This window comes from Clostridium sp. 1001271B_151109_B4 (assembly GCF_015670405.1).
Lineage (GTDB): Bacteria > Bacillota > Clostridia > Clostridiales > Clostridiaceae > Clostridium.
This window is the reverse complement of the sequence record NZ_JADPBQ010000010.1, coordinates 28,818-52,962: the sequence shown is the minus strand read 5'-3', so window position 1 is coordinate 52,962 and position 24,145 is coordinate 28,818. Positions and strand designations below refer to the sequence as shown.

The following is a 24,145-nucleotide window of genomic DNA, read 5'->3' as shown; positions in this document are numbered from 1 at the left end:
AGATATTTAAATGTTAAGTCCAAAATATAAAATTCAACAATTTGCATTAAAACAAGTTTTAGGGTATTTAAAGAAAGATCCAGAAAAGAATTTACCTAAAATAATGGAATGGATTAGAAGATTTGATACAGAAAAAATATATGTTGAGCAATATGACATGATTGAAGGATATTTAAAGGATCCAGAAAATAACTGGACTAAACTAATGTGTAACATAATCAATAATGTAAATCCAAACATAGTTCAAACAGTATTTACTAATTTCCTATTAAATGCAGCTATTAGAGGTTGGGCTGAAATACAAAGAAATAAAGATAAGTATGGTCATGAAATACCATTTACAATATTAGTAGATCCAACTACAGCTTGCAATAAACATTGTATAGGATGTTGGGCAGCGGATTATAATAAGGCTTTAAATTTAAGCTATGAACAACTAGACAAGTTATTTACAGAAGGTAAAGAGCTAGGTATATACTTCTATATAATGACTGGAGGAGAGCCATTAGTAAGAAAGAATGATATATTAAAGCTTGCTAAAAAACATAATGATTGTGTATTTATGTTCTTTACAAATGGTACATTAATAGATCAAAAATTCTGTGATGATTTAATTGAAGTTGGTAACTTAGTACCGACAATTAGTGTTGAAGGATTTGATGATGCTACAGATGGAAGAAGAGGAGATGGATCTTGGAAGGATATAATGAGAGCCATGGATCTTATGAAAGCTAATAGAATTCCATTTGGATTCTCAACTTGTTTTACAACAGCAAATTGCGATAGTGTCCTTTCAGAAGAATTTATTGATTTAATGATAGATAAAGGAGCATATTTCTCTTGGTATTTCACATTTATGCCAATAGGATGTAAAACAGATACATCATTAATGGCAAATCCAGATCAAAGAGAAAAGTTATATAGAACTATAAGGGGTTGGCGTAATACTAAAGCTATATTCAATATGGATTTTTGGCATGATGCAGAATATGTTGGAGGATGTGTTGCAGGTGGAAGAAGATACTGTCATATAAATGCAAATGGTGATGTAGAGCCTTGTGTATTCTGCCATTATTCAAATGCAAATATAAAAGATGTATCTTTAATTGAAGCTTTAGGTCAACCATTATTTATGGAATATCAAAAAAATCAACCTTTCAACCAAAATCAATTTAGACCATGTCCAATATTAGATAATGCACCTAAGATAGCAGAGATGGTTAAAAATTCAGGTGCTAAATCTACTGAATTTATAGATCCAGAAAATGTAGATGATTTATGTAAAAAGACTATAGATTATGGATTAACATGGGCTAAGAGAGCAGAACCATTATGGGAAGAAAATATGGAAAAGAAACAAAAGAATAAGGAAGAGAAAGAAAAAAAGAAAATGATGAATGTCTAATTAAAAATTAGTTTAAACAAGCAGTAAGTCAACTTACTGCTTAACTTTTTGAATAAAATTTATCTGTTTTGGAATAATTTAAATATGAGTCGGTTTTAGATTCAAATTCTTTGCTGTTAATAGTTTTTTTATTATCAATAGCGCCCTAATAAAAAAGTATTAACAGCAAGGTCTTATCTATATTAAATAAAATAAATAGAATAAATAGAATAGGAGTTACTTATGGATTTAGAAAAAAGTTTTTTAAAAACATTTTTAGGTAAATTTAAAGGTGTTTCTTTCAATGTAGAATTTTGGGATGGAGATGAAGTTAAAGTAGGCGAAGATAATCCAAAGTTTAAGATTATACTTCATAAACCATTAAAAAAGAAGGATATATTAACAAGCACTACATTAGCATTTGGTGAAGCCTACATGAAGGGCGATATAGAAGTAGAAGGGGACTTATTTACTGTATTTGATGAATTACTTAAATGTATAGATGAATTTTCAACTAACTTTGGAGCATTAACAAAGATATTTGGTGGATCAACTTCTATGAAAAAACAAAAAGAAGAAGTTACATCTCATTACGATATAGGAAATGATTTTTATAAGATATGGTTAGATGATACATTAAGCTATTCTTGTGCGTATTTTAATAAATGCGATGATACTTTACATGATGCTCAAATGAACAAAATCCATCATATATTAAAGAAGTTAAACTTATCAGAAGGATTATCATTACTTGATATAGGTTGTGGCTGGGGCGGATTATTAATTGAAGCAGCTAAACTTTATAAGATAAAAGGATTGGGAATTACTTTAAGTGAAGAACAATACAAGGCATTTAAAGAAAGAATAGAGAAGGAAAATCTTCAAGATTATATAGATGTAAAGATAATGGATTATAGAGAGTTATCAAAAAGTAATCTTTCATTTGATAGAGTAGTTAGTGTGGGAATGTTAGAGCATGTTGGAAGACCTAATTATGATTTATTCTTTAAAAATGTAGATTCTGTATTAAAGAAAGGCGGCGTGTTCCTATTACATTATATAAGTGGTATTCAAGAGTCAGAGGGAGATGCATGGATTAAAAAGTATATATTCCCGGGTGGAGTTCTACCGAGTTTTAGAGAAATTATAAATATATCAGGTGATTATAAATACCATACAATAGATGTTGAAAGTTTAAGATTACATTATAAAAAGACATTATTAATGTGGGCTAAAAACTTTGATGATAATATAGATAAAATTAAGACGATGTTTGATGATGAATTTATTAGAATGTGGAGAATGTACTTATATGCATGTGCAGCTGTATTTAATAATGGAATAATAGATTTACACCAAATATTATTTGTAAAAGGTGTTAACAACGAATTGCCAATGACTAGAGATTATATTTATAAATAAAAAAAAGTGGCTTTCGCCACTTTTTTTAATCCGAATATTTTAAAACACACTTAAATTATTGATATTTAATATTATTCTCCTAGAATTTCGTTAATAGCATTTTTATAAGCATCAGCTTTTGCACCGAATATTGCTTGAATTCCGTTTCCAACTTCAACAACACCAGCAGCTCCAAGAGATTTTAATTGATCCTTATCAACATTTGCTTTATCTTTAACTTCAACTCTTAATCTTGTAATACAAGCATCAACAGATACTATGTTTGCTTCTCCACCTAAAGCTTCTAATACTAGAGGAGCTTTTTCAGCTATTTCACCTTTAGCAGAAGTTTTTGCAGGAGCAGCAGCAGCACCATTACCTTTTTCTTTTTGGTAATCAGCTTTTGTGAATAATTTAGTTTCTTCGTTATCATCTTCTCTACCTGGAGTTTTTAAGTTTAACTTAGTAATTAAGAAGTAGAATACGAAGTAGTAAAGTACAGCATATACAACACCAACAACAAGTACCCAGTACCAATTAGTTGGAACACCAGCACCAGCTGGAAGTAAACCAAATAATGAGTAGTCAATTACACCACCAGAGAATGTCATACCTATAAATACGTTTAGTAAATCCATTAACATGAATGATAATCCAGCGAATACACAGTGTACAACATATAATGCTGGAGCAACGAATAAGAATGTAAATTCTAATGGTTCAGTAATACCAGTTAAGAATGATGTTAAAGCAGCTGTAGCTAATAATGAACCAACAATTTTCTTTTTGTTTGGCTTAGCAGCTTTGTACATAGCAAGTGCAGCACCAGGAAGACCGAACATCATGAATGGGAATTTACCAGCCATGAATCTAGTTGTTCCACTTATAACCTCACTCATTGTTGAAGCAGAAGCACCAACTAAGCTTGACATACTTGATAATTGTACGAAGTATGCTGTATTTGCACCAGCAACAGTTTGGATTGATCCGTTAACTAGAACGTTACCTTCAACTAATGAACTATACCAGAATGGAGTATAGAACACGTGATGTAATCCAAATGGTATTAAAGCTCTTTCTATTAATCCATAGAAGAATGTTCCGATTACACCAGCATTTTTAACTAATGTAGATAATACACTGATACCATCTTGAACAACTGGCCAAACGAATGCTAATATTGCACCAACAAATGCCATAGTAACAGCAGTAACTATAGGAACGAATCTTGATCCTGAGAAGAATCCTATAATAGCTGGTAATTGAATTGTATGGAATTTATTGTGTAATAAAGCAGTAACTAAACCAGTAATTACACCACCGAATACTGACATGTTTAATGTGAATATACCAACATTAGTAGTAACATAAGTACCATAGTTACCAACTGAATCAGCAGTAACAACACCTAATTGAGTAACACCTAAAGCTAAAAGTGTAGATATAACTTGGTTCATTACTAAGAAACCAAATACAGCAGCTAAAGCAGCAGTACCTTTATCTTTTTTAGCTAAACCAACAGCAACACCAACAGCAAATAATATTGGTAAGTTACCAAAAACAATGTTACCTATATCTTGCATAACTGTTAATATAGCAGTAACTGCTGGAATATTAACAAAAGCAATTAATCCTTTGTATATTGCAGGAGCATCTTGTAAAGTTGCTATACCTAAGAAAGCACCACCTATACCAAGTAAGATACCTGCAATTGGAAGAGCTGCAATTGGAAGCATTATAGCTTTACCAATTCTTTGTAGAAATTGCATCATTTTATTATTCCTCCTAAAATCTATAGTTTTTTATTAATAAGTTAAATATAATAGCATGGGACTTAATGTAATGCTGTAATCAGACAATAAAAAAAGGCCCAAATATCTACAAATTATATAATTATCCCATAAGTATTATTTGAGATAAAATAATAATTTATACATACTTAAGCCTTGCCTGCATTACCAGTAACACGCTCGTTATTCGATTACATTAGTAATAATATCATAGTGAAAAACGACTGTAAAGAATTTTTTTAGAAAAAATTTTAAAAAAAATAAAAAGTTGTATTAGACAATAAATATAAATAATAAAAGAATAAAATGCAACAGCGGATACTAAGCAATTAGGATTTGTATTTTTAGGATATTTAATATTTTTATAGAAAAATACATTGAGGGTTAGATATTTTTTTTGTAAAATAATAATTATTAAACAGTAGGGGGAAGGCAGAATGTCATACATATTTTCATATGCATTATTAATAGCTGCGGTATATTGTTCATATAAGTTAGCTAAAGAAAAATCTCAAAGTCATATTATTTGGCCAATAATTACTATAATTTTAGGACCAGCAATATTTATTATTCAATATTTAGCTACATTATTTAAGGAAAAGAAAATGATTTAATTCAATTAAAGCTGTAGATTGTATTATGTAGAGATATTTTAATGCAATCTACAGCTTATTTTATACGTATATAAACAATTGATATGTTAAAAATGATTAATATGTAGATTACGAATAGTATATAAGAAAAAAAGTTATCCACAAAATGTGGATAAGTATTAAAATTTGTTGAAAACTTTTTCTGAAGTATTGACACAATATATTAGGGTACTACAAAAATAAATAACTATATAGGGGGTAATGTAAAAAAAACAAGCAGTTTGTAGAATAAAAAAAATCGAACAAGCATTCTTTTAAAAAGTTATCAACAATATCAACAGATTTGTGGACAAAAACTGTGGATAACTCGATATTTAAGTAATTATTCGTATAAAAACAAATGAATATATAATTATAGGTTGTGGATAACTATTATTAAGAGATATAATAAATCTTAAATAATAACAGAAAAAAGACATAATTTGTGAGAATTTGAGGAGAAAACATGAAATATAATAAAAAAATAGTAACAGCAGAATTTATAAGTAGACCAAATAGGTTTAATGCAATAGTTAGATTAAATGGAGAGGAACTTACTGTACATGTACCGAATACAGGAAGATGTAGAGAACTTCTTATACCAGGATGCAACGTTTTCTTAAGAGAAGAATCAAATCCCACTAGGAAGACCCCCTATGATTTAATGGCAGTATATAAGGAAGATAAATTAATAAGTATAGATTCACAAATACCAAATAAAGTGGTTGAAGAAGCATTAAAAAATGGTAAGGTAAAAGAACTTAGTCAATATACTAAAATTTTAAGGGAAAAAACATTTGGAAAAAGTAGGTTTGATTTTAAAATTTCAAATGAGCAAGGGAAAGAATATTTTTTAGAAGTAAAGGGAGTAACTTTAGAAGATAAAGGATATGCAAGATTTCCAGATGCTCCAACAGAAAGAGGGGCAAAGCATTTATTAGAATTAGTAGAAGCTAAAAAGCAAGGATATGGCGCTGGAGCAATGTTTTTAATTCAATTAAAAGATGTTGATAAGTTCTCACCAAATGATGAAAGGGATGAAGAGTTTGGTAAGGCGCTTAGATTCGCAAAAGAAAATGGTGTAGATATTTTTGCATATAATTGCATAGTTACTGAAGATGGAATTGAGATAAATGAACCAGTTCAAATAATACTTTAGTAAGAGACAAGGGAAGTAAGTGACAAGTTAAGGATTAAACTTTTGAGGAGTTTCTTTAAAAAAATGGGATGTGTATAAGTTGAAGACTGCGTCATTTTAGGTAAATTAATTGGTTTATTTAGGGCATATTAATTAGGATATATTAATAATTAATGAATCATACACTATTGTTTTTGTATTTAATGTTTTTCATAACAATATTATGTGAAATAGAAATTAAATACAATGTAAGCATTTGACGTTAGGAGAAGAAGTTACTTCTAATATAAAACTCTATATTGCATATTTATTAATATTTTATCAATTTTTTTGTTTTTTATATAAAGTGTTAACTTTTGATTCAATTTCTTTTAAAGTTCTTTTAAAGTTCTTTAAATCTTGAATTAAACTAGTATAATTATATTTATAAAATTAGTAATAGGAGTGTTAAGATGGAGATTAAAAAGCATAAAACTGTACCTGAGATAAAAGGTATATTAAGAAGTCATGTTATTGAAGTGCCTTCATGTATAAGAGATTGTTCAGGGATAAAAATATTTGGTAAAAGAATAAAATCTTTATTATTTACAACTGATGTTGCAATTATTAGGAATACAAATGCAGATGCTATTATAGCTGTATATCCATTTACTCCTCAACCGTTAATAACATCAGCTTTAGTAATGGCTGCGGATGTTCCAGTTTTTTGTGGAGTTGGAGGAGGAATAACTCAAGGTAAAAGAGTTGTTAATTTAGCATTAGATGCTGAGTTTAAAGGGGCAATGGGAGTAGTTGTTAACTCACCTACATCAAATGAGGTTGTTTCAAGAATTAAAGAAACTATAGATATACCATTAATAGTAACTGTTGTATCTATTCATGAGAATATAAGAGAAAGAATAGAAGCAGGTGCAACTATATTAAATGTTTCGGGTGGAAAAAACACTCCAGAGATAGTTAAAAAGATAAAGGACGAGTTCCCAGATTTTCCTGTTATAGCTACAGGAGGACCAAACGAAGAGACAATAAGAAAAACAATAGAAGCAGGAGCCAATGCGATAACTTATACACCTCCATCAAATGGTGATACTATGAGTAATCTTATGGATAAATATAGAAGCAAATAGTTAAAATGGAATAAAAAATAAAATATGGTTGAATAATTAAATTAATATGGTATCATATTAATAACGATGTACATATGATATATGAACGAAACTTTTCAGAATAAGAGAGAAAAGTGAGTTTAATTATTAAGAGAAAATTTAAGTGTTAAAATTTAATAGAATACCTATGTTAGAGGTGCTGTTTATAAAGAGTAGTAAATTGGAGCTGACGGGCTAAGATAATTTATGAAAGGTATGATGGCCGAAGGGATATCTTATGTAAAAAGTTATTTCTGGGTATGCATATAATATATGTATAACTGTCACGAAAGTGGAGTGCTAAAAAGGTGCAATTATTCAATTGTATGATTGAACTTATTTTTTGAATAAAAATTGCATTTTAATAAGTAAACTACCTCAATAGGTTTTCTATAGGGGTAGTTTTTATTATTATTTTTTATAAATTGGTAGTTTGTGAATATGGATAACAAAAGTAGTTTTAGTGAATAACCTATTAATGACGTCTATACTATCTAACTCCTAATTAATAATATTTTGGAGGTATAACAATGAAATTATTTGGGGCAATGGAAATTAAAAGTAATGAATTGTGTATAGGGGGGATTAGTTGTAGTGATTTAGTTAAAGAATTTGGATCACCACTATACGTAATGGATGAAAATTTATTAATTAGCACATGTAAAAGTTATTATGATAATTTTAAGTGTAAAGAAAATAATAATAGAGTTGCCTACGCAGGAAAGGCTTTTTTAACAAAGGCAATGTGTAAGCTTGTAAATGAGCAGGGTCTTTATTTAGATGTAGTATCAGGAGGAGAATTATTTACAGCATATAAGGCTGGATTCCCTTTAAATAAAGTATATTTTCATGGAAATAACAAAAGCAAAGGTGAAATTGAATTAGGGGTTAAACTTGGCGTTGGAAGATTCGTGGTAGATAATTTAGATGAAATGAAAATGCTAAATGAAGAAGCTGGAAAAAACAATGTAAAACAAGATATTTATTTAAGATTAACACCAGGAATAGAAGCTCACACACATGATTATATCAAAACAGGACAAATAGATTCAAAGTTTGGATTTGCACCTGTTGGAGAAACTATTATGAATGCAGTAAAAATTGCTTTAGATTGTGAAAATCTAAATTTAAGGGGTTTACATTGCCATATAGGATCTCAAATTTTCGAAACAGAACCTTATAAAGATGCTGTTGAAGTAATGATGAATTTTATGAAAGAAATTAAGGACCAAACAGGACATACAATACCTGAATTAGATTTAGGTGGTGGATTCGGTATACATTATACTGATGAAGATAAACCAAGAGAACCAAAGGAGTACTGTGAGGTAATATTAAATAAAGTTGATGAAGTTTGTTCAAAATTAAATATGGAAAGACCAATATTAACTATAGAACCAGGAAGGTCAATCGTTGGAAATTCAGGTACAACACTTTATACAATTGGTGCAATTAAAAATATTGAAGGTGTTAGGACTTATGTTTCTGTAGATGGAGGAATGACTGATAATATAAGACCTGCATTATATGGAGCTAAGTATGAAATGGCTATAGCTAATAAAATTGATGAAAAAGTTAATACTAGAGTTGCAATAGCGGGGAAATGCTGTGAGTCAGGAGATATATTTATTGAAGATATTTGTATACAAAAGCCAGAGATAGGAGATATATTAGCTGTATTTTCAACAGGAGCATATGGATTTTCAATGTCTAGCAATTATAATAAAAATCCTAAAGCACCAGTGGTATTTATTAAAGATGGTGTTGCAAGACTTGTATCTAAAAGACAAAGTTATGAGGAACTTTTAGAGCTTGAAGTTTAGCAAGTAACAAGTGAGAATTTTATGAAAGTTAATAGTTGATGTGGAAGTTCTTTCTGGAGTTTCTTTTAATGATAACCTGAATTAGCTATGTTGATTCAGGTTATTTTATTTTTAAATTCAGACTAAGCTGAGTTTATTTGATAACTTCAAACTTGTCACTTGAAAAGATTGTCACTTTAACTCTCTTAAGTACTAATCTTACTAATTATTATACCTTTTATTTTATAAATTAAAAATTCTTACTATATTTGAGCATATAAATATTTTGAATCAGCATTATAAATATTTGAAAGGTATTAATAGTTAATAATTTAATACAACATTAAACCTTTTGTAACAAAATTGACATAATAAAGATATATAATGGAGAGTAATACTATTAGTTATTAATGAAATGTGGTATACTTATAGGCAGTTATTGAAATTATGGTAAGTTTCAATAGAAAAAAATTAAAGTATATAATATACTTACTTGTTATTAACTTTACATCTTAAGCAAAGGGGAATAAATAGAGAGTGTTAGTATGGAGAAAAAGAAATTTATAGTAGACAGAATAGAAGAAAATTCTGTTGTTTTAGAAGATGAAAAACAGGGTATAATCTTAATAGATATAAATTTGTTTGATACTAGACCTAGTGAAGGCGATGTAATAATTAAGATTGATGATACTTCATTTAAAGTAAATGAAGAAGCAACTAAGAAGCGAAAAAGCAATATAAATGCTTTAATGAAAGGTATGTGGAAAGAGTGAGCCAAGAACTAAAAAAAACAAACTTTTTTAATGATTGGATTGTACCAATAGTAGTAGCAGTAATATTAGCATTTTTAATTAATAGGTTTCTAATTTTTAAAGTTAAAATTCCATCAGAATCTATGGTTCCGACATTAAATGTTGGAGACAGATTATTTGTTAGCAGAGTTTACAATCCAGAGAAACTCAAACGTGGAGATATAGTAGTTTTTCATTCAGAAGAAAAAAATGAAGATATGATTAAAAGACTAATAGGATTACCAGGAGATAAGGTTGTTATAAAAGATGGAGTTGTAAGTGTAAATGGCGAAACGCTTAAAGAAAATTATATAGGAACCGCAGATAATTATACGGGTGAATTTGAAGTGCCAGAAGGTAAGTATTTCTTTTTAGGAGATAATAGATATTGGTCTTTAGATTCTAGGTATTGGAATGATCCATATATTGATGCTAGTGAAATAAAAGGTAAAGCTCAGATAAAAGTATATCCATGGAAAGATTTTGGAAAAATAGAATAAGAGCTTTAAAAAGAGATTAAGAGTTAAATAGGAGAAATAAAGAAAGTATGAATAATAATTTAAACAATAGAAAAAATGGAGAAAAGAAGAAGAATAACAATAATAAGTTCTTATTAATTTATGTTGTAGTAGCTTTCTTGTTTTTATATTCATTTTCAACAGCTAAGGAGATGTTAACTACAAAGGAAATTTCATATAATGAATTTGTTCAAATGGTTAAAGATAAGGAAGTTAAAGAAGTTACTGTAGATGGGACGGCACTTGTAATAACACCTCAAGATTCAAGTGATATGAAAGGGAAAGTTCTTTATACAGGAAATGCGGATAATCCAGATTTAATACAATTATTAATAGATAATGATGTACAATATTATCCTCAAATAACAAAGCAACAATCTGTATGGATGGACTTTATTATATTAAATGTACTTCCATTAGTAATAATGTTCTTCGTAGTTAGATTTGTATTTAATAAAATGGCTAAAAAAATGGGCGGAGGTCCAATGGGCATGGGTGGCATGGGTAAAAGCAATGCCAAAGTATATGTTGAAAAAGATATAAAAGTAAGTTTTGAAGATGTTGCAGGGCAAGATGAAGCTAAGGAATCATTAACAGAAATAATAGATTTCCTTCATAACCCGAAGAGATATACAGAAATAGGTGCTAAATTACCTAAGGGTGCTCTTTTAGTGGGGCCTCCAGGGACAGGTAAAACTCTTATAGCAAAAGCTGTTGCTGGTGAAGCAAAGGTTCCATTCCTTTCAGTTTCAGGTTCAACTTTCGTTGAAATGTTTGTTGGTATGGGTGCAGCAAAGGTAAGAGACTTATTTAAAGAAGCAGAAAAAATGGCTCCTTGTATAATATTTATAGATGAAATTGATTCTATAGGTAAGAGTAGAGATAATCAAATGCAAAGTAATGATGAAAGAGAGCAAACTTTAAATCAATTACTTACTGAAATGGATGGATTTGATACATCAAAAGGAATAGTTATTTTAGGTGCAACTAATAGACCTGAAATATTAGATAAGGCACTTTTAAGACCAGGTAGATTTGATAGAAGAGTTATTGTTGATAGACCTGACTTAAAAGGAAGAATTGCAATATTAAATGTTCACTCTAAAGATGTTAAAATGTCACCAGAAGTTAACTTAGAATCAGTTGCAAAGGGAACTCCAGGTGCTGTAGGTGCAGATCTTGCTAATATAGTAAATGAAGCAGCTTTAAGAGCAGTTAGAAGTGGAAGAGAAACAGTTATTCAAGAAGATTTAGAAGAAGCAGTTGAAGTTATAATTGCTGGTAAAGAAAAGAAAGATAGAATTCTTTCTAAGAAAGAAAGAGAAGTTGTTGCTTTCCATGAAGTAGGGCATGCATTAGTTGCTGGACTTTTAGAAGGTACAGATCCAGTTCATAAAATTACAATAGTTCCTAGAACAATGGGTGCATTAGGATATACTATGCAACTTCCAGAAGAGGAAAAATACCTTGTTTCTAAAGAAGAATTAATGAATCAAATAATGGTTATGCTTGGTGGTAGAGCTGCAGAAGAAGAAGTATTTAATCTTGTATCTACAGGAGCTTCAAACGATATTGAAAGAGCAACTCAAACAGCAAGAAATATGGTTACTATTTATGGTATGACTGATAACTTTGATATGATGGCTTTAGAATCAGTTCAAAACAGATACTTAGATGGTAGAGCTGTTAGAAATTGTAGTGAAGAAACTTCAACTTTAGTAGATAAGGAAGTTTTAACTATAATTAGACAGTGTCACCAAAAGGCAAGAGAAATATTAAGAGAAAATAGAGACCTATTAGATAAGATTTCTGAATACTTATTAGAAAAAGAAACTATTTTTGGAGATGAATTCTTTAAGTTTGTATATGAAAAATATCCAGAATTAAAGGAAAAAAGAGAAGAAGAAAAGAAAAGTAGAGAGCTTGAAAATAACAAGGAAAAGGCAACTGAAGTTTCAGAAGAGATTTCAGAAGAATTACAAGATGCTAAAGTAGCAAAAGAAGTTATTGAAGCTGTTGAAAAGGAAGAAGATATAATAAAACAATCGTCTTCTGATGTTGAAGTTATATTAGATATGGACAAAGAAAAAGTTTCTGAGGAAGAAACTAAAGAAGACTAGGATAAGGCTTCAAAAGTATATTAAAACTCAGAAAATAAACTAAAAGACAAATTATAAATAAGTATAATTAATAAGGGGTTAAGCTATTATTTACAGCTTAACTCCTTAACTGCCTTTAAAAATAGTTAGAAACTTTTAATAGTTATAAGTTATGAGTTTAGGAATAAATTCAGTTAGGCTGAATTTTGAAAATATATACTTAAGAAGCTTCTCAAGGAATTTTAATCCAAACTATTAACTACAAACTCAAAACTACTAATTATATAAAGGACTATAAACTCAAAACTACTAATTAGTAATTAGCTGAAAGGTGCGTGGAGCTTTGAATAAATTTGAATTTTTACAAGAAGAACAGAACTTAGAATATACTCTTAATTTATTAAGTAAGGAAATATTAAATTACATACAAAAAAGAAAAGATGTTGCAGACTACATATTAGAGTACAGAAAGAAATTTATTGAAGAATATAGAGACGATGAAGATAAAGTAATGGAATACTTTGACCATGAGAGATATGTCAAAGAAGAAATGTATAGAACTATAGATAGAAAATTAGCTGAATTTACAAAGCTAAAAGAATCTCCTTACTTTGGTAAAGTTAATTTTGAGGATAATGGATATGCTGAAGAAATCTATGTTGGAAGATATGGATTAACTCCAGAAGGAAGTTTTGATGCAGCAATAGTTGACTGGAGAGCACCAGTTGCTTCATTATTCTATAAAGGAACATTAGGAAAGACTAGTTATAAATCTCCAGAGGGCGAAGTTCCAGTTGATATATTAGGTAGAAGACAAATACTTGTTAAAAAAGGTAAGCTTGAAGGTTGCTTTGATTCTGATGTAGATGTTAAAGATGATATTTTACAAATGATTTTATCTTCAAATGCTGGAGAAAAGCTTAAGGATATAGTTATGACTATCCAAAAAGAGCAAGATGAAATTATAAGAGAAGAAAGAATGAAGGTCGTAGTTGTTAATGGAGTTGCAGGCTCAGGAAAAACAACAATAGCGCTTCATAGAGTTGCATATCTTTTATATAATTTCAGAGAGCAGTTAGGAGATAAAGTATTAATATTAGGACCTAATGATATATTTATTGATTATATAGGGGATGTCCTTCCTACTTTAGGAGAAAGTAATGTTAATCAACAAACATTTGCTAGCTTTGCAATAAATGAAATTGGATTAAATGAACCCGTAATTGATATAACAGCTTATTTAGAAGAAGTATTAAATGGAAATGAAGAAATTATAAATGAAATAAAGTATAAGGGTGGAGAAGACTTCATAGCTGTTTTAGATAAAAAGTGTGAAGAATTAGAAGCTAATTACTTTAATTTTGAACCAGTTAAATTCTTTGATGAAGAAGTAGTTTCAATAGAAGAAATTAATGAGTTATTTGAAAAGCATTATAAATACATGCCTTTATTTAGAAGAAGTCAAAAGATAAAGAGAATTATTACTTCAAAGCTTAAAGATAAGAGAGATGAATTAGTAAGAAGCTTAAATCATGAAGTAAAAGAAAAACTAGAATCTCTTTCAGAAGAACAATTAGTAATTGAGCAAAACAATATAGAGTTCCAAAGAAAAATAAGAGTTAGAGAAATTGTTAGAGAACTTATGATTCAAAAAAATAATTTAGCTAAATGGATAGATAATGAAAGTATTGTGGATATTTATAAAGAATTCACTAAAACACAAAACTTATCATATTTAGATTTACCAGCAATACTTTATTTAATGATTAAGCTTGATGGTAAAAAGGTTAGTCAAGAAATTAAGCATATAGTAATTGATGAAGCACAAGATTATAGTATGCTCCAATTTATTGTATTAAAAGAATTAACAGGTTGCAGAAGCTACACTATAGTTGGAGATGCAAATCAAAGATTAATTAAAGTAGAAGAAACACCAGCAATGCTTAGATTAAAGGCTTTATTTGGTGGATTTGTTAAGAACTATGCTTTAAATAAGAGTTATAGATCTACATTCCAAATCATGGAGTATGCAAGTAAATTATTAAATGAAGATGCAATAGTTCCTTTTGTTAGAAAAGGTAAGTATGATGTTGAAGAAGTTGATGTTAAGGATAAAGATGATTTAATTGACACTATTTTAGAAACATTAGAAGATTATGATGATGAAAATTATGATAATATTGCAATTATAACTAAAGATAAAGAACACCTTAAGAAAATAGCACCAGAGCTTAAAAAGTTTACTAAGCTTTTAGCTTTTGATAGAGAAGATATTATTTATAGAGGTGGAAAAGTTATAGTTCCTTCTTATTATGCAAAAGGACTTGAATTTGATGGAGTTATAATAGTTAATTTTGATGATAATACAGATGATTTAGTAAAATACATTATGGCAACTAGAGCTCTACATAGATTAAAGGTAATTAATTTTAAATAAATATTAATGTCTCCAAAGTTAAATCCGGTGAATGGATTGGCTTTGGAGACTTTTTTATAAGTAAAAACAAAATGTATATAGGAAAAACAAATGTCTATACATTTGGATAATAAGATTTTTAGGACAGTGGTGGAAAATAATATGTGTTAGAATGAATAAATGATATTGAAAAGGGGCTATTTTTAATAAAATAGCCATTAGTAGTACATAATAAACATAAAAATAAAAAAAATAAAAAATATTTAAAAAAACACTTGAAATGTATATACAATGGATATACAATGTATACATAAGGTAAGTAAACGAATACATGAATTAAATAAATGTTTGGAGGTATATATTATGATAAAAATTATGTTAGCTTGCTCAGCAGGTATGTCAACAAGTTTATTAGTAACAAAAATGCAAGAGGCTGCAAAGGAAAAGGGAGTAGAATGTGAAATCTGGGCAATATCAGAAGTAAATCTACAAAGTGAAATTGAAAAGTGTGATGTTTTATTATTAGGACCACAAGTTAGATACATTTTAAGTAAGGCAAAAGCTTTAGCAGACCCACTTGGAATTCCAGTAGAAGTTATTAATATGATGGATTATGGAAGATGTAATGGTAAGGCTGTTTTAGAAAGAGCATTAGAGTTAAAGAAATAAGATATTGATAAGACTTAAAGAAATAGATATTGATAATTAATGAGAAATTAAAAAATATCAAGATAAAGGTAGGGGAATGATATGGAAAAGTTTATGGCTTTTATGGATAAGTATATAACGCCATATGCAGCAAAGATGGGAGCACAAAGGCATTTAGTATCAGTAAGAGATGCTTTCGTTTCAATGATACCGTTAACAATAATAGGTTCGTTAGCAACACTTATAAATAACGCACCAATAAAGGCATTAAGTAACTTTTTAGCAGATAATACATTTGGGCAACAAATAAAATCATTAAACGGAGATATATGGTTTGGAACATTAGCTATTATGGCTTTACTTTTAGTAATAGGTGTTGCATATAACTTAGCTAAATCATATGAAGAAAATGGTCTTCAATCAGCAATGATAGCAACATCAATATTTATTCTTTTAATTCCTCAAGTTGCAAAGATTGCAATTGATGGACAACCAGTAGTAGAAGGTTGGGGATTTGTTGGAGTTGCATACTTAGGAACAGGAGCATTATTTACAGCAATTATAATAGGGATTTTATCAACAGAAGTATTCATTAGATTAGGTAAATTAAAGCAATTAGTAGTTAAGATGCCTGATGGGGTTCCACCAGCAGTATCAAGATCATTTGCAAAATTAATTCCAGGTATGTTAACAGTAGTTATATTTGCAGTTGCAGGATTACTAATAAGATTAGCAGCAGATGGCCAATTCTTAACAGATTTAATAAACAAATACTTAGGAATTCCATTAAGTAATATAACAGATACATTACCATCAGCTATATTAATAGCATTCTTTATTCATGGGTTATGGTTTGTTGGTTTACATGGTGCAAACATTGCATTACCTTTCACAGGAACAATGTTAACTAACTTAGGAGCACAAAATGCAGAAATGATTCAAAATGGAGCTCCATTAGATGAATTACATGTATTAGCAGGACCATTCTTTGATGCTTTCGTATTTATGGGAGGATCAGGAGTGATAATAGGATTGTTACTTGCTATAGCAATTGCAGGTAAGAGAAGAAGAGATATGCTTGCTTTAGGATTAGCACCATCAATTTTCAATATTAGTGAACCAGTAATATTTGGATTACCAATAGTATTAAACCCTATATTTGGAATACCATTTGTAATAGCACCAATCGTTACAACAATAATATCATATTTATCAATTTCATTTGGATTAGTTCATCCAATAATAATGGCAACTATGCCTTGGACTACACCTCCAATACTTGGTGGATTTATGGCAACAGGACATTGGTCAGGAGCAGTTTTATGTATAGTTAATATAGCAGTTTCGATCTTAATATACTTACCATTCGTGGCTATGGCAGAAAAGATGGATGCTAGAAAAATGGAAATGAATCAAGTAGCTTAATTGATATAAAAAAATAAATATATTAGTTTATGGTTAATAGAGGAATAAAGTCGACATAAATGCCGACTTTATTCCAAAACTAAAAATTAAAACATTTTATATTTTGTTTTGTATTCATTTACAAAGTGAGTAAAAATCAGCATATAAAATGCTATCTTAAATAAGATTATAAGAAATAAGAACTATTAAAATAAAATGCAATACATACAGATTAATCAAAGCAAGTTTATAAATATAAATGTTAGGATGGTGGATAATATGAAAAATGGTATTAAAATAGTTACAATAGGTGGAGGATCAAGCTATACTCCAGAATTAGTTGAAGGATTTATAAAAAGACATAAGGAATTACCTGTTAAGGAATTATGGTTAGTTGATATAGAAGAAGGAAAACATAAGTTAGAGATAGTTGGGAATCTTGCAAAAAGAATGGTTAAAAAAGCAGGAGTAGACATGGAGGTTCATCTAACTTTAGATAGAAGAGAAGCTCTAAAGGATGCTGATTTCGTAACTACTCAATTGAGAGTTGGATTATTAGATGCAAGAATTAAAGATGAAAGAATTCCACTTTCACATGGAGTTATAGGTCAAGAAACTAATGGAGCTGGTGGATTATTTAAAGCACTTAGAACAGTTCCAGTAGTATTAGATATAATTAAGGATATCGAAGAACTTTGCCCAAATGCATGGCTTGTTAACTTTACAAATCCAACAGGAGTAATTTCAGAAGCAGTATTTAAATATACAAACTTTAGAAGATACATTGGATTATGTAATGTTCCAATAGGTGTAAAAAATGGTATGGCAGACATATTAAAAGTTGAAAAAGATAGAATAGAAATGGACTTTGCTGGACTTAATCATATGGTCTATGCATTAAACGTAAGATTAGATGGTAAAGATATAACAAAAGAAGCAATTGAAAAGTTTGTTACTTCATCATTAACAATGCAAAATATAAAGGACATTCCTTTAAATGCTGATTTTGTTAGAGCACTAGGAGTTATTCCTTGTCCATACCATAAATACTATTACAAACATAAAGAAATGTTAGAAGAAGAATTAGAAGGCTTTAAGGATGGAAAAACTAGAGGAGAAACGGTTAAAGCTCTAGAAGACGACTTATTTGAATTATATAAAGATGAAAACTTAGCTGTTAAACCACCACAATTAGAAAAAAGAGGTGGAGCATACTATAGTGATGCAGCTTGTAACTTAATAAATTCAATTTACAATGATAAGAAGGATATTCAAGTTGTAAATACATTAAACAATGGTGCAATAAGAGACTTTAGGGAAGATTCGGCAGCAGAAATGAGCTGTGTAATAACTAAGGAAGGCCCAAAACCATTATCAGTAGGATATTTACCAGTTGCAGTAAGTGGATTAGTTAGTGAAATAAAAGCATTTGAAATATTAGCAGCAAAAGCAGCTGTTGAAGGTGATTATAATGCAGCATTACAAGCATTATGTATAAATCCATTAATCCCATCAGATGATTTAGCTAAAACTATTCTAGATGAAATGATGGAAGCACACAAAGAATATTTACCACAATTCAAATAGAAGAGGTGTTAATATGACTAAATTAATAGTAAATGCAGATGATTTTGGATTAAGTGAAGCAGTTAATTATGGAATAATATCAGCATATAAAAATGGAATAGTAAGGTCAACTACTATAATGGCAGGGATGCCAGCTTTTGATCATGCTGTTGAGTTATTAAAAGAAAATAAAGGTTTAGGTTGTGGGGTTCATATGACCTTAAGCTTAAATAGACCTGTTTTAAATTATCATAAGACAATAGTAGATGAAAATGGTAACTTTTATAGAAGAATAACTAATGAACTTGTTGAAGAAAAGTTTGATTTAGATGAAGTATATGAAGAATTTTGTAGCCAAATAAATAAAGTTATCAATAGTGGAGTGAAGGTTGATCACTTAGATTCGCATCATCATGTTCATACATTATCAAGTTTAAAACCTGTTATAGAGAAAATAGTTAAAAAGTATAAACTTCCTATAAGGGGTGGATTTGAATCACAACTAGATTATGATGAAGTTATACCAATGACTGAAAGCTTTTATAATGAAAATGTAACAGAAGATTACTTTGAAAAATATATGGATGAAATTAAAAAGCATGATGTGATAGATATTATGTGTCATCCAGCATTTATAGATGAGTATTTAGTTAACTCAACATCTTATGCAATGCAAAGAATGAAAGAATATAGTATTTTAACATCAGAAAAAGTAAAAGAATATTTAAGAATAAATAATATAGAACTTACTAATTACAGTAATATTTAGGGGGATATGAAAATGAAAGAAGAATTAATGGAAATATCATTTGGTCTTATAGCTAATGCAGGAGAAGCTAAAGGATTAGCATATGATGCATTAAGTAAAGCTAAAGCTGGTGAATTTGAAGAAGCAAGAGAGTTAATAAATAAATCAAGAGAAGAAATGCATAAAGCTCATGCATTCCAAACTAAGCTTATTACTGAAGAAGCTTCAGGAAATAGCGTGGAGTTAAATGTATTATTAATTCATGCACAAGATCATTTAATGAATGCTATGAATTTTCAGCAACTAGCTGAAGAATTTATAGAAGTATATGAAAGATTAGTAAAGCTAGAAAATAAATAAACAAACCATTTTTATATTATATATCTTACACATTTAACGGTATGGATTAAGAAAATACTTCTTAAAGCTATATCGTTAATTTGTTATAAATAAAGAAATATGAAAAAATTTAAATATGTGAATATGATATAATAAAGTATATATAATATGATTATTTATACATACATCTTATATTTGTAGTAGTATACAAAGGAGTTTAAGGAATGGGTGAGCCAATATATGTTAAGATAGAAAAGTATTTAAAAGAATTAATTGATTCTGGTGAAATAAAACAAGGTGAATTATTACCATCAGAAAATAAATTATGTGAAAAATTTAATGTTACAAGAATGACAGTAAGATCTGCTTACAATAATTTGGTTAAAGAAGGCTATATAACAAGAAAAAGAGGTATAGGTAGCATTGTTTTAGCTAATAGAATTTCTGATAATATTAGTAATATTCAAAGCTATACTAAGGAAATGATTAATAAGGGATATAGTGTAATAACTAAATTAATTAGTTTATCTATAGTTGAAGCTGATAAAAATATAAAAGATAAATTAAATTTAGACTTAGGGGAAAATGTTTGGGAAGTTAAAAGAGTAAGGTATGCTGAAGGAGCTCCGGTTTCCTATATGATAACTTATATGCCTGTAAAGATGTTCCCTAATTTAAAGAAAACGGATTGTGATTCATTATATAAATATTTGGAGAAGTGTGGATATAAAATATCTACAGCGCAACGTGTAGTTGAGGCATTAATATCTAGTGAAGAATTAATGGAACTATTAGAATTAGAGTGTGAATCACCTATTCTTCACATAGAACAAATAGGAATATTGGAAGGTGGAGAAGCTTTTGAATATTCACATACATATCATTATGGATATAAATTAATGTTAAATGCTGCTGTAGATAAGTATTGAAATTGTATGTAAACAAAGATAAGGGCAAATTAATTTAGTAATAATATAAGTATATTATTAATGTAGTATTTTGAAGAATTAAGAGGAAAAATTTATATTTATACAAAATTGACTTTACAATATGCATAAAAAAATGTATATTATAAATGACAAATAGATATGAAGTAGGTAGAGGTTGCGATATTTAAGAGTATGTTTACGGAGGTAAGCACAGTGATGTAAACAGAAAGGAAATTTCGCCGAAATGTATAGTTAATGCTTTGAGGCTATAACATTGGGGTTATGTAGAAGATACATAACACTGTCACAGTTTGCTTTGTGAGGAGCTATCACTATTATGGTTATATTTTTACAAAAGATAAGATTTAAATTTTATTAGTTTTTGTTAGTAATATAGTCTTGAGTGATAAACTCAAGACTTTTTTGTTTTAATTAAACTGTGAAGAACTATCACTTATTAGCATAGAGCTTTTAAAAAGTTATCTCCTTCAACTAGAATGTCATAGAATAAATTCAGGGGGATTTTAAACTAATGCAAAATGTAGTAGAAAACGAAAGAAAAGGGTTTTGGAAAAAGTTTAGTGGTGGAATAAAAGTTCCACATACATTAGTTATTATTTTTTCAATAATAATATTAATGGCAATAGCAACATACATAGTTCCAGGTGGAGCATATGAAAGAGTAGTTACAGAAGTAAATGGACAAAGTAGAACTGTAGTATTAAATGGTTCATTCCAATATGTTGAAAATGAAGCACAAGGATTATTTTCGGTAATGCAAGCACCGATAAGTGGATTAGAGCAATCAGCAGAAATTATAGCATTCTTATTCGTTGTTGGTGGGGCATTTAGTTTAATAACTAGAACAAAAGCAATAGATTCAGCTATTGCTAAGGTTGTTAGTGTTTTCAAAGGTAATGAATTATTAATAATTCCTATTATATTTACATTGTTCTCTCTTGGAGGAGCAACTTTTGGTATGACTGAAGAGGCTATACCATTTATAACAATTTTGATTCCTTTAATGTTAGCACTTGGATTTGATAGTATATTAGCAGTAGGGGTAAGTTACTTAGGATGTATCGTAGGGTTTGCAACAGCTATGCTTAACCCATTTACAGTAGGTATAGCACAATCAATAGCTGAAATTCCATTATTTTCAGGATTACAATACCGTACTATTTTATGGGTTATAACAACAGCTGTAGGTGTTATATTCTTAATGATTTATGCAAGAAAAATTAAGAAAAATCCAGAATTTAGCCCAATGTACAAATTAGATGAAGAAAAACGTAAAAAATTAAGTGAAACTACAAGTGAAGAAATTAAATTTACAGTTGCACATAAAATTATCATTGCATCTATTGGTGTTTGTTTAGCAGTTATTATATGGGGAGTTCTAAAGCAAGGATTCTGGATTCCGGAAATAGCAGCTGTATTCTTAATAACAGGAATATTTGCAGGAATAGTTGGTGGATTAAAAGCAGATGAAATGGCAGAGGCATTTATAGCAGGAGCTAAGGATATGATTGGAGCTGCTATGGTAATTGGATTTGCAAGAGCTATAGTTATAGTTGCTGAAAATGCTCAAATTATAGATACAATACTATATGGTTTATCATCATTCATAGGTAAATTACCATCATTATTAGCTGCATGTGTAATGTTACCAGTTCAAATGTTTATAAACTTCTTTGTTATTTCAGGTTCAGGGCAAGCAGCATTAACTATGCCAATATTGGCACCACTTGGTGATTTACTTGATATATCAAGACAAACAACAGTTTTAATATTCCAATTAGGAGATGGATTCTCAAATGCTATCTTCCCAACATCAGGAGTATTAATGGCATGCTTAGGAATGGCAGGAATACCATATTCAAAATGGGTTAAATGGATTATGCCATTACAAATAATATTATTTGCACTTGGAATTATATTTGTAACTTGTGCAATGATGATGGGATGGGCTTAGTTTAGTTATTAATTAGGAGTTAGGAGTTTGTAGTTAGAAGGTTAGGAATAAATTCAGTTCAGATGAATTTTAAAAATATGTTATTTAAAAATATATTTTTAAAAGATTCTTTAAGGGGTTTATCCTTAGCTACTAACTTAAAATTACTAACTCTTAATTATTTGGATTATTTTTTAGTTTAATTTACAAGGGAGGAAGAATAAATGAAGGAAAGAATATATAATGAAGGTCAATTAATTAAAGCAAGATTAGCAGAAATAAGTGATTATATATATAATAATCCAGAGTTAGGAAATGAAGAGTACAAGGCTGTTGAGGTGTTAACTAAATTCTTAAAAGAGCATGGATTTGAAATAGAATGTCCTTATGCTGGAATGAATACAGCATTTAAAGCTACTTTTGATGGTGGAAAACCAGGAAAAACAGTAGGATATCTATGTGAATATGATGCGCTTCCTGAAATAGGTCATGGATGTGGACATAACATGATAGGAGCTATGTCTTCTGGAGCCGGAGTTGCATTAAGTAAAGTTTTATCTGAAATTGGTGGTAAAGTTATAGTTTACGGAACACCAGCAGAAGAAACAAATGGTGGAAAAGTTATTTTAACAGAAGCTGGAGCATTTGATGAATTAGATGCAGCCATGATAGTACACCCAGCAGGAGAAACAAGAGCAAGCGGATCAAGTAATGCATTATATGCAATTCAATTTACATACAGAGGTAAAACAGCTCATGCGGCTGCTTGCCCAGAGAAGGGAATAAATGCATTAAATAGCGTTATTCAATTATTCAATGGAATAGATGCACTTCGTCAACATGTAACTCCAGATGTAAAAATGCATGGAATAATCGTTAAAGGTGGAGTTGCTGCAAATATAGTTCCAGATGAAGCAGTAGCACAATTCTATTTAAGAGCAGAAACTAAAGAGAAAGTTTATGATGTTTTAGAAAAAGTTAAAAAAATTGCTGAAGGTGCAGCATTAATGACTGGTGCAACTTTAGAAATGGATAGATATGAATTACCATATGATAATTTAAAAACTAATGAAACATTATCAGAAATGTTTAATGAAAACTTAAGGGAATTAGGAATTACAGAAATAAATGCTCCACAAAAGAGCTTGGCATCAAGTGATATAGGTAATGTAAGTCATGTAGCGCCAACAATTCATCCATATATAGGATTGACAGATTGTCCGTTACCAGGACATACAACAAAAATGGCTGATACTACAACTACAGATAAGGCCCATGATAGATTATTAGTAGCAGCGTTAGCATTAGCTTACACAGGATATGATGTTATAGTTAAAAATGAAGATTTGAGAAAATAAATATATGATATTAATAAAAACGGATGGTTTAAAAGTAACCATCCGTTTTTAATATTAAAGCTTTTATTAAATCAGCAAAGTTT

19 protein-coding genes and 2 riboswitches are annotated in these 24,145 nt (G+C 29.3%); of the genes, 18 read left to right on the top strand and 1 reads right to left on the bottom strand.

The window, feature by feature from the left end:
• The first annotated feature begins 10 nt into the window (after positions 1–10).
• Complete coding sequence (locus I4V63_RS08520) at positions 11–1,405, top strand: radical SAM protein (protein WP_196000873.1); 1,395 nt, start codon at positions 11–13, stop codon at positions 1,403–1,405.
• Positions 1,406–1,627: 222 nt separating this feature from the next.
• Positions 1,628–2,806, top strand: a complete 1,179-nt coding sequence (locus tag I4V63_RS08515; protein ID WP_196000872.1) for a cyclopropane-fatty-acyl-phospholipid synthase family protein — start codon at positions 1,628–1,630, stop codon at positions 2,804–2,806.
• Positions 2,807–2,877: 71 nt separating this feature from the next.
• Here I4V63_RS08515 and I4V63_RS08510 read toward each other — a convergent pair whose 3' ends face one another.
• Positions 2,878–4,557, bottom strand: coding sequence for a PTS transporter subunit EIIC (locus I4V63_RS08510; RefSeq protein ID WP_196000871.1), 1,680 nt, complete (start codon positions 4,555–4,557; stop codon positions 2,878–2,880).
• A 455-nt stretch (positions 4,558–5,012) separates the two neighbouring features.
• Between I4V63_RS08510 and I4V63_RS08505 the strand changes: the two genes are divergently transcribed.
• The 16 genes from I4V63_RS08505 to I4V63_RS08430 all read left to right on the top strand — a co-directional run bounded on the left by I4V63_RS08505 (position 5,013) and on the right by I4V63_RS08430 (position 24,062).
• Positions 5,013–5,189, top strand: coding sequence for a hypothetical protein (locus I4V63_RS08505; RefSeq protein WP_196000870.1), 177 nt, complete (start codon positions 5,013–5,015; stop codon positions 5,187–5,189).
• Between the two features lie 484 nt (positions 5,190–5,673).
• Positions 5,674–6,366 carry a DNA/RNA nuclease SfsA gene (sfsA, locus tag I4V63_RS08500; RefSeq protein ID WP_196000869.1) on the top strand — a complete coding sequence of 231 codons (693 nt, stop codon included), beginning with the start codon at positions 5,674–5,676 and terminating at the stop codon, positions 6,364–6,366.
• 431 nt (positions 6,367–6,797) lie between these two features.
• Positions 6,798–7,472: a hydrolase gene (locus I4V63_RS08495; protein ID WP_196000868.1), complete on the top strand. Its 675-nt coding sequence runs from the start codon at positions 6,798–6,800 to the stop codon at positions 7,470–7,472.
• Positions 7,473–7,634: 162 nt separating this feature from the next.
• Positions 7,635–7,801, top strand: a riboswitch (Lysine riboswitch).
• Positions 7,802–8,020: 219 nt separating this feature from the next.
• Positions 8,021–9,313 carry a diaminopimelate decarboxylase gene (gene lysA / locus I4V63_RS08490; RefSeq protein ID WP_196000867.1) on the top strand — a complete coding sequence of 431 codons (1,293 nt, stop codon included), beginning with the start codon at positions 8,021–8,023 and terminating at the stop codon, positions 9,311–9,313.
• A 524-nt stretch (positions 9,314–9,837) separates the two neighbouring features.
• Positions 9,838–10,065, top strand: coding sequence for a DUF3006 domain-containing protein (locus I4V63_RS08485; RefSeq protein ID WP_196000866.1), 228 nt, complete (start codon positions 9,838–9,840; stop codon positions 10,063–10,065).
• A complete protein-coding gene (gene lepB, locus I4V63_RS08480; protein ID WP_196000865.1) occupies positions 10,053–10,583 on the top strand; it encodes a signal peptidase I in 531 nt (176 codons plus the stop codon). The genes I4V63_RS08485 and lepB overlap by 13 nt, the downstream gene beginning before the upstream one ends.
• Before the next feature lie 47 nt (positions 10,584–10,630).
• Positions 10,631–12,721, top strand: coding sequence for an ATP-dependent zinc metalloprotease FtsH (gene ftsH, locus I4V63_RS08475; protein WP_196000864.1), 2,091 nt, complete (start codon positions 10,631–10,633; stop codon positions 12,719–12,721).
• A 322-nt stretch (positions 12,722–13,043) separates the two neighbouring features.
• Positions 13,044–15,137, top strand: coding sequence for a UvrD-helicase domain-containing protein (locus tag I4V63_RS08470; RefSeq protein ID WP_196000863.1), 2,094 nt, complete (start codon positions 13,044–13,046; stop codon positions 15,135–15,137).
• A gap of 342 nt (positions 15,138–15,479) precedes the next feature.
• The gene (locus I4V63_RS08465; protein ID WP_207746532.1) at positions 15,480–15,785 is read left to right on the top strand and encodes a PTS sugar transporter subunit IIB; all 306 of its coding nucleotides are present in this window, start codon (positions 15,480–15,482) and stop codon (positions 15,783–15,785) included.
• 81 nt (positions 15,786–15,866) lie between these two features.
• Entirely contained in the window at positions 15,867–17,189 is a 1,323-nt protein-coding gene (locus tag I4V63_RS08460) for a PTS transporter subunit EIIC (protein WP_196000862.1), read from the top strand.
• A 258-nt stretch (positions 17,190–17,447) separates the two neighbouring features.
• Positions 17,448–18,755 (top strand): 6-phospho-beta-glucosidase, encoded by a 1,308-nt coding sequence (locus tag I4V63_RS08455; RefSeq protein WP_196000861.1) that lies wholly within the window; start codon positions 17,448–17,450, stop codon positions 18,753–18,755.
• Positions 18,756–18,768: 13 nt separating this feature from the next.
• Positions 18,769–19,503, top strand: a complete 735-nt coding sequence (gene chbG / locus I4V63_RS08450) for a chitin disaccharide deacetylase (RefSeq protein ID WP_196000860.1) — start codon at positions 18,769–18,771, stop codon at positions 19,501–19,503.
• A 12-nt stretch (positions 19,504–19,515) separates the two neighbouring features.
• Positions 19,516–19,842: a PTS lactose/cellobiose transporter subunit IIA gene (locus I4V63_RS08445; protein WP_196000859.1), complete on the top strand. Its 327-nt coding sequence runs from the start codon at positions 19,516–19,518 to the stop codon at positions 19,840–19,842.
• 203 nt (positions 19,843–20,045) lie between these two features.
• Entirely contained in the window at positions 20,046–20,750 is a 705-nt protein-coding gene (locus I4V63_RS08440; RefSeq protein WP_196000858.1) for a GntR family transcriptional regulator, read from the top strand.
• Positions 20,751–20,911: 161 nt separating this feature from the next.
• Positions 20,912–21,087: riboswitch (Lysine riboswitch) on the top strand.
• A 195-nt stretch (positions 21,088–21,282) separates the two neighbouring features.
• Positions 21,283–22,725 (top strand): YfcC family protein, encoded by a 1,443-nt coding sequence (locus tag I4V63_RS08435; protein WP_196000857.1) that lies wholly within the window; start codon positions 21,283–21,285, stop codon positions 22,723–22,725.
• A gap of 203 nt (positions 22,726–22,928) precedes the next feature.
• Positions 22,929–24,062, top strand: coding sequence for a M20 family metallopeptidase (locus tag I4V63_RS08430; RefSeq protein WP_196000856.1), 1,134 nt, complete (start codon positions 22,929–22,931; stop codon positions 24,060–24,062).
• The last annotated feature ends 83 nt before the right edge of the window (positions 24,063–24,145 follow it).

What these genes read in the sequence shown, in the direction of transcription:
- I4V63_RS08460 (WP_196000862.1), top strand. Translation starts at nt 15,867, where the DNA reads ATGGAAAAGTTTATGGCTTTTATGGATAAGTATATAACGCCATATGCA.
- I4V63_RS08520 (WP_196000873.1), top strand. Translation starts at nt 11, where the DNA reads ATGTTAAGTCCAAAATATAAAATTCAACAATTTGCATTAAAACAAGTT.
- I4V63_RS08440 (WP_196000858.1), top strand. Translation starts at nt 20,046, where the DNA reads ATGGGTGAGCCAATATATGTTAAGATAGAAAAGTATTTAAAAGAATTA.
- ftsH (WP_196000864.1), top strand. Translation starts at nt 10,631, where the DNA reads ATGAATAATAATTTAAACAATAGAAAAAATGGAGAAAAGAAGAAGAAT.
- lysA (WP_196000867.1), top strand. Translation starts at nt 8,021, where the DNA reads ATGAAATTATTTGGGGCAATGGAAATTAAAAGTAATGAATTGTGTATA.
- I4V63_RS08495 (WP_196000868.1), top strand. Translation starts at nt 6,798, where the DNA reads ATGGAGATTAAAAAGCATAAAACTGTACCTGAGATAAAAGGTATATTA.
- I4V63_RS08505 (WP_196000870.1), top strand. Translation starts at nt 5,013, where the DNA reads ATGTCATACATATTTTCATATGCATTATTAATAGCTGCGGTATATTGT.
- I4V63_RS08430 (WP_196000856.1), top strand. Translation starts at nt 22,929, where the DNA reads ATGAAGGAAAGAATATATAATGAAGGTCAATTAATTAAAGCAAGATTA.
- I4V63_RS08515 (WP_196000872.1), top strand. Translation starts at nt 1,628, where the DNA reads ATGGATTTAGAAAAAAGTTTTTTAAAAACATTTTTAGGTAAATTTAAA.
- I4V63_RS08455 (WP_196000861.1), top strand. Translation starts at nt 17,448, where the DNA reads ATGAAAAATGGTATTAAAATAGTTACAATAGGTGGAGGATCAAGCTAT.
- I4V63_RS08435 (WP_196000857.1), top strand. Translation starts at nt 21,283, where the DNA reads ATGCAAAATGTAGTAGAAAACGAAAGAAAAGGGTTTTGGAAAAAGTTT.
- I4V63_RS08465 (WP_207746532.1), top strand. Translation starts at nt 15,480, where the DNA reads ATGATAAAAATTATGTTAGCTTGCTCAGCAGGTATGTCAACAAGTTTA.
- I4V63_RS08445 (WP_196000859.1), top strand. Translation starts at nt 19,516, where the DNA reads ATGAAAGAAGAATTAATGGAAATATCATTTGGTCTTATAGCTAATGCA.
- I4V63_RS08485 (WP_196000866.1), top strand. Translation starts at nt 9,838, where the DNA reads ATGGAGAAAAAGAAATTTATAGTAGACAGAATAGAAGAAAATTCTGTT.
- chbG (WP_196000860.1), top strand. Translation starts at nt 18,769, where the DNA reads ATGACTAAATTAATAGTAAATGCAGATGATTTTGGATTAAGTGAAGCA.
- sfsA (WP_196000869.1), top strand. Translation starts at nt 5,674, where the DNA reads ATGAAATATAATAAAAAAATAGTAACAGCAGAATTTATAAGTAGACCA.
- I4V63_RS08510 (WP_196000871.1), bottom strand. Translation starts at nt 4,557, where the DNA reads ATGATGCAATTTCTACAAAGAATTGGTAAAGCTATAATGCTTCCAATT.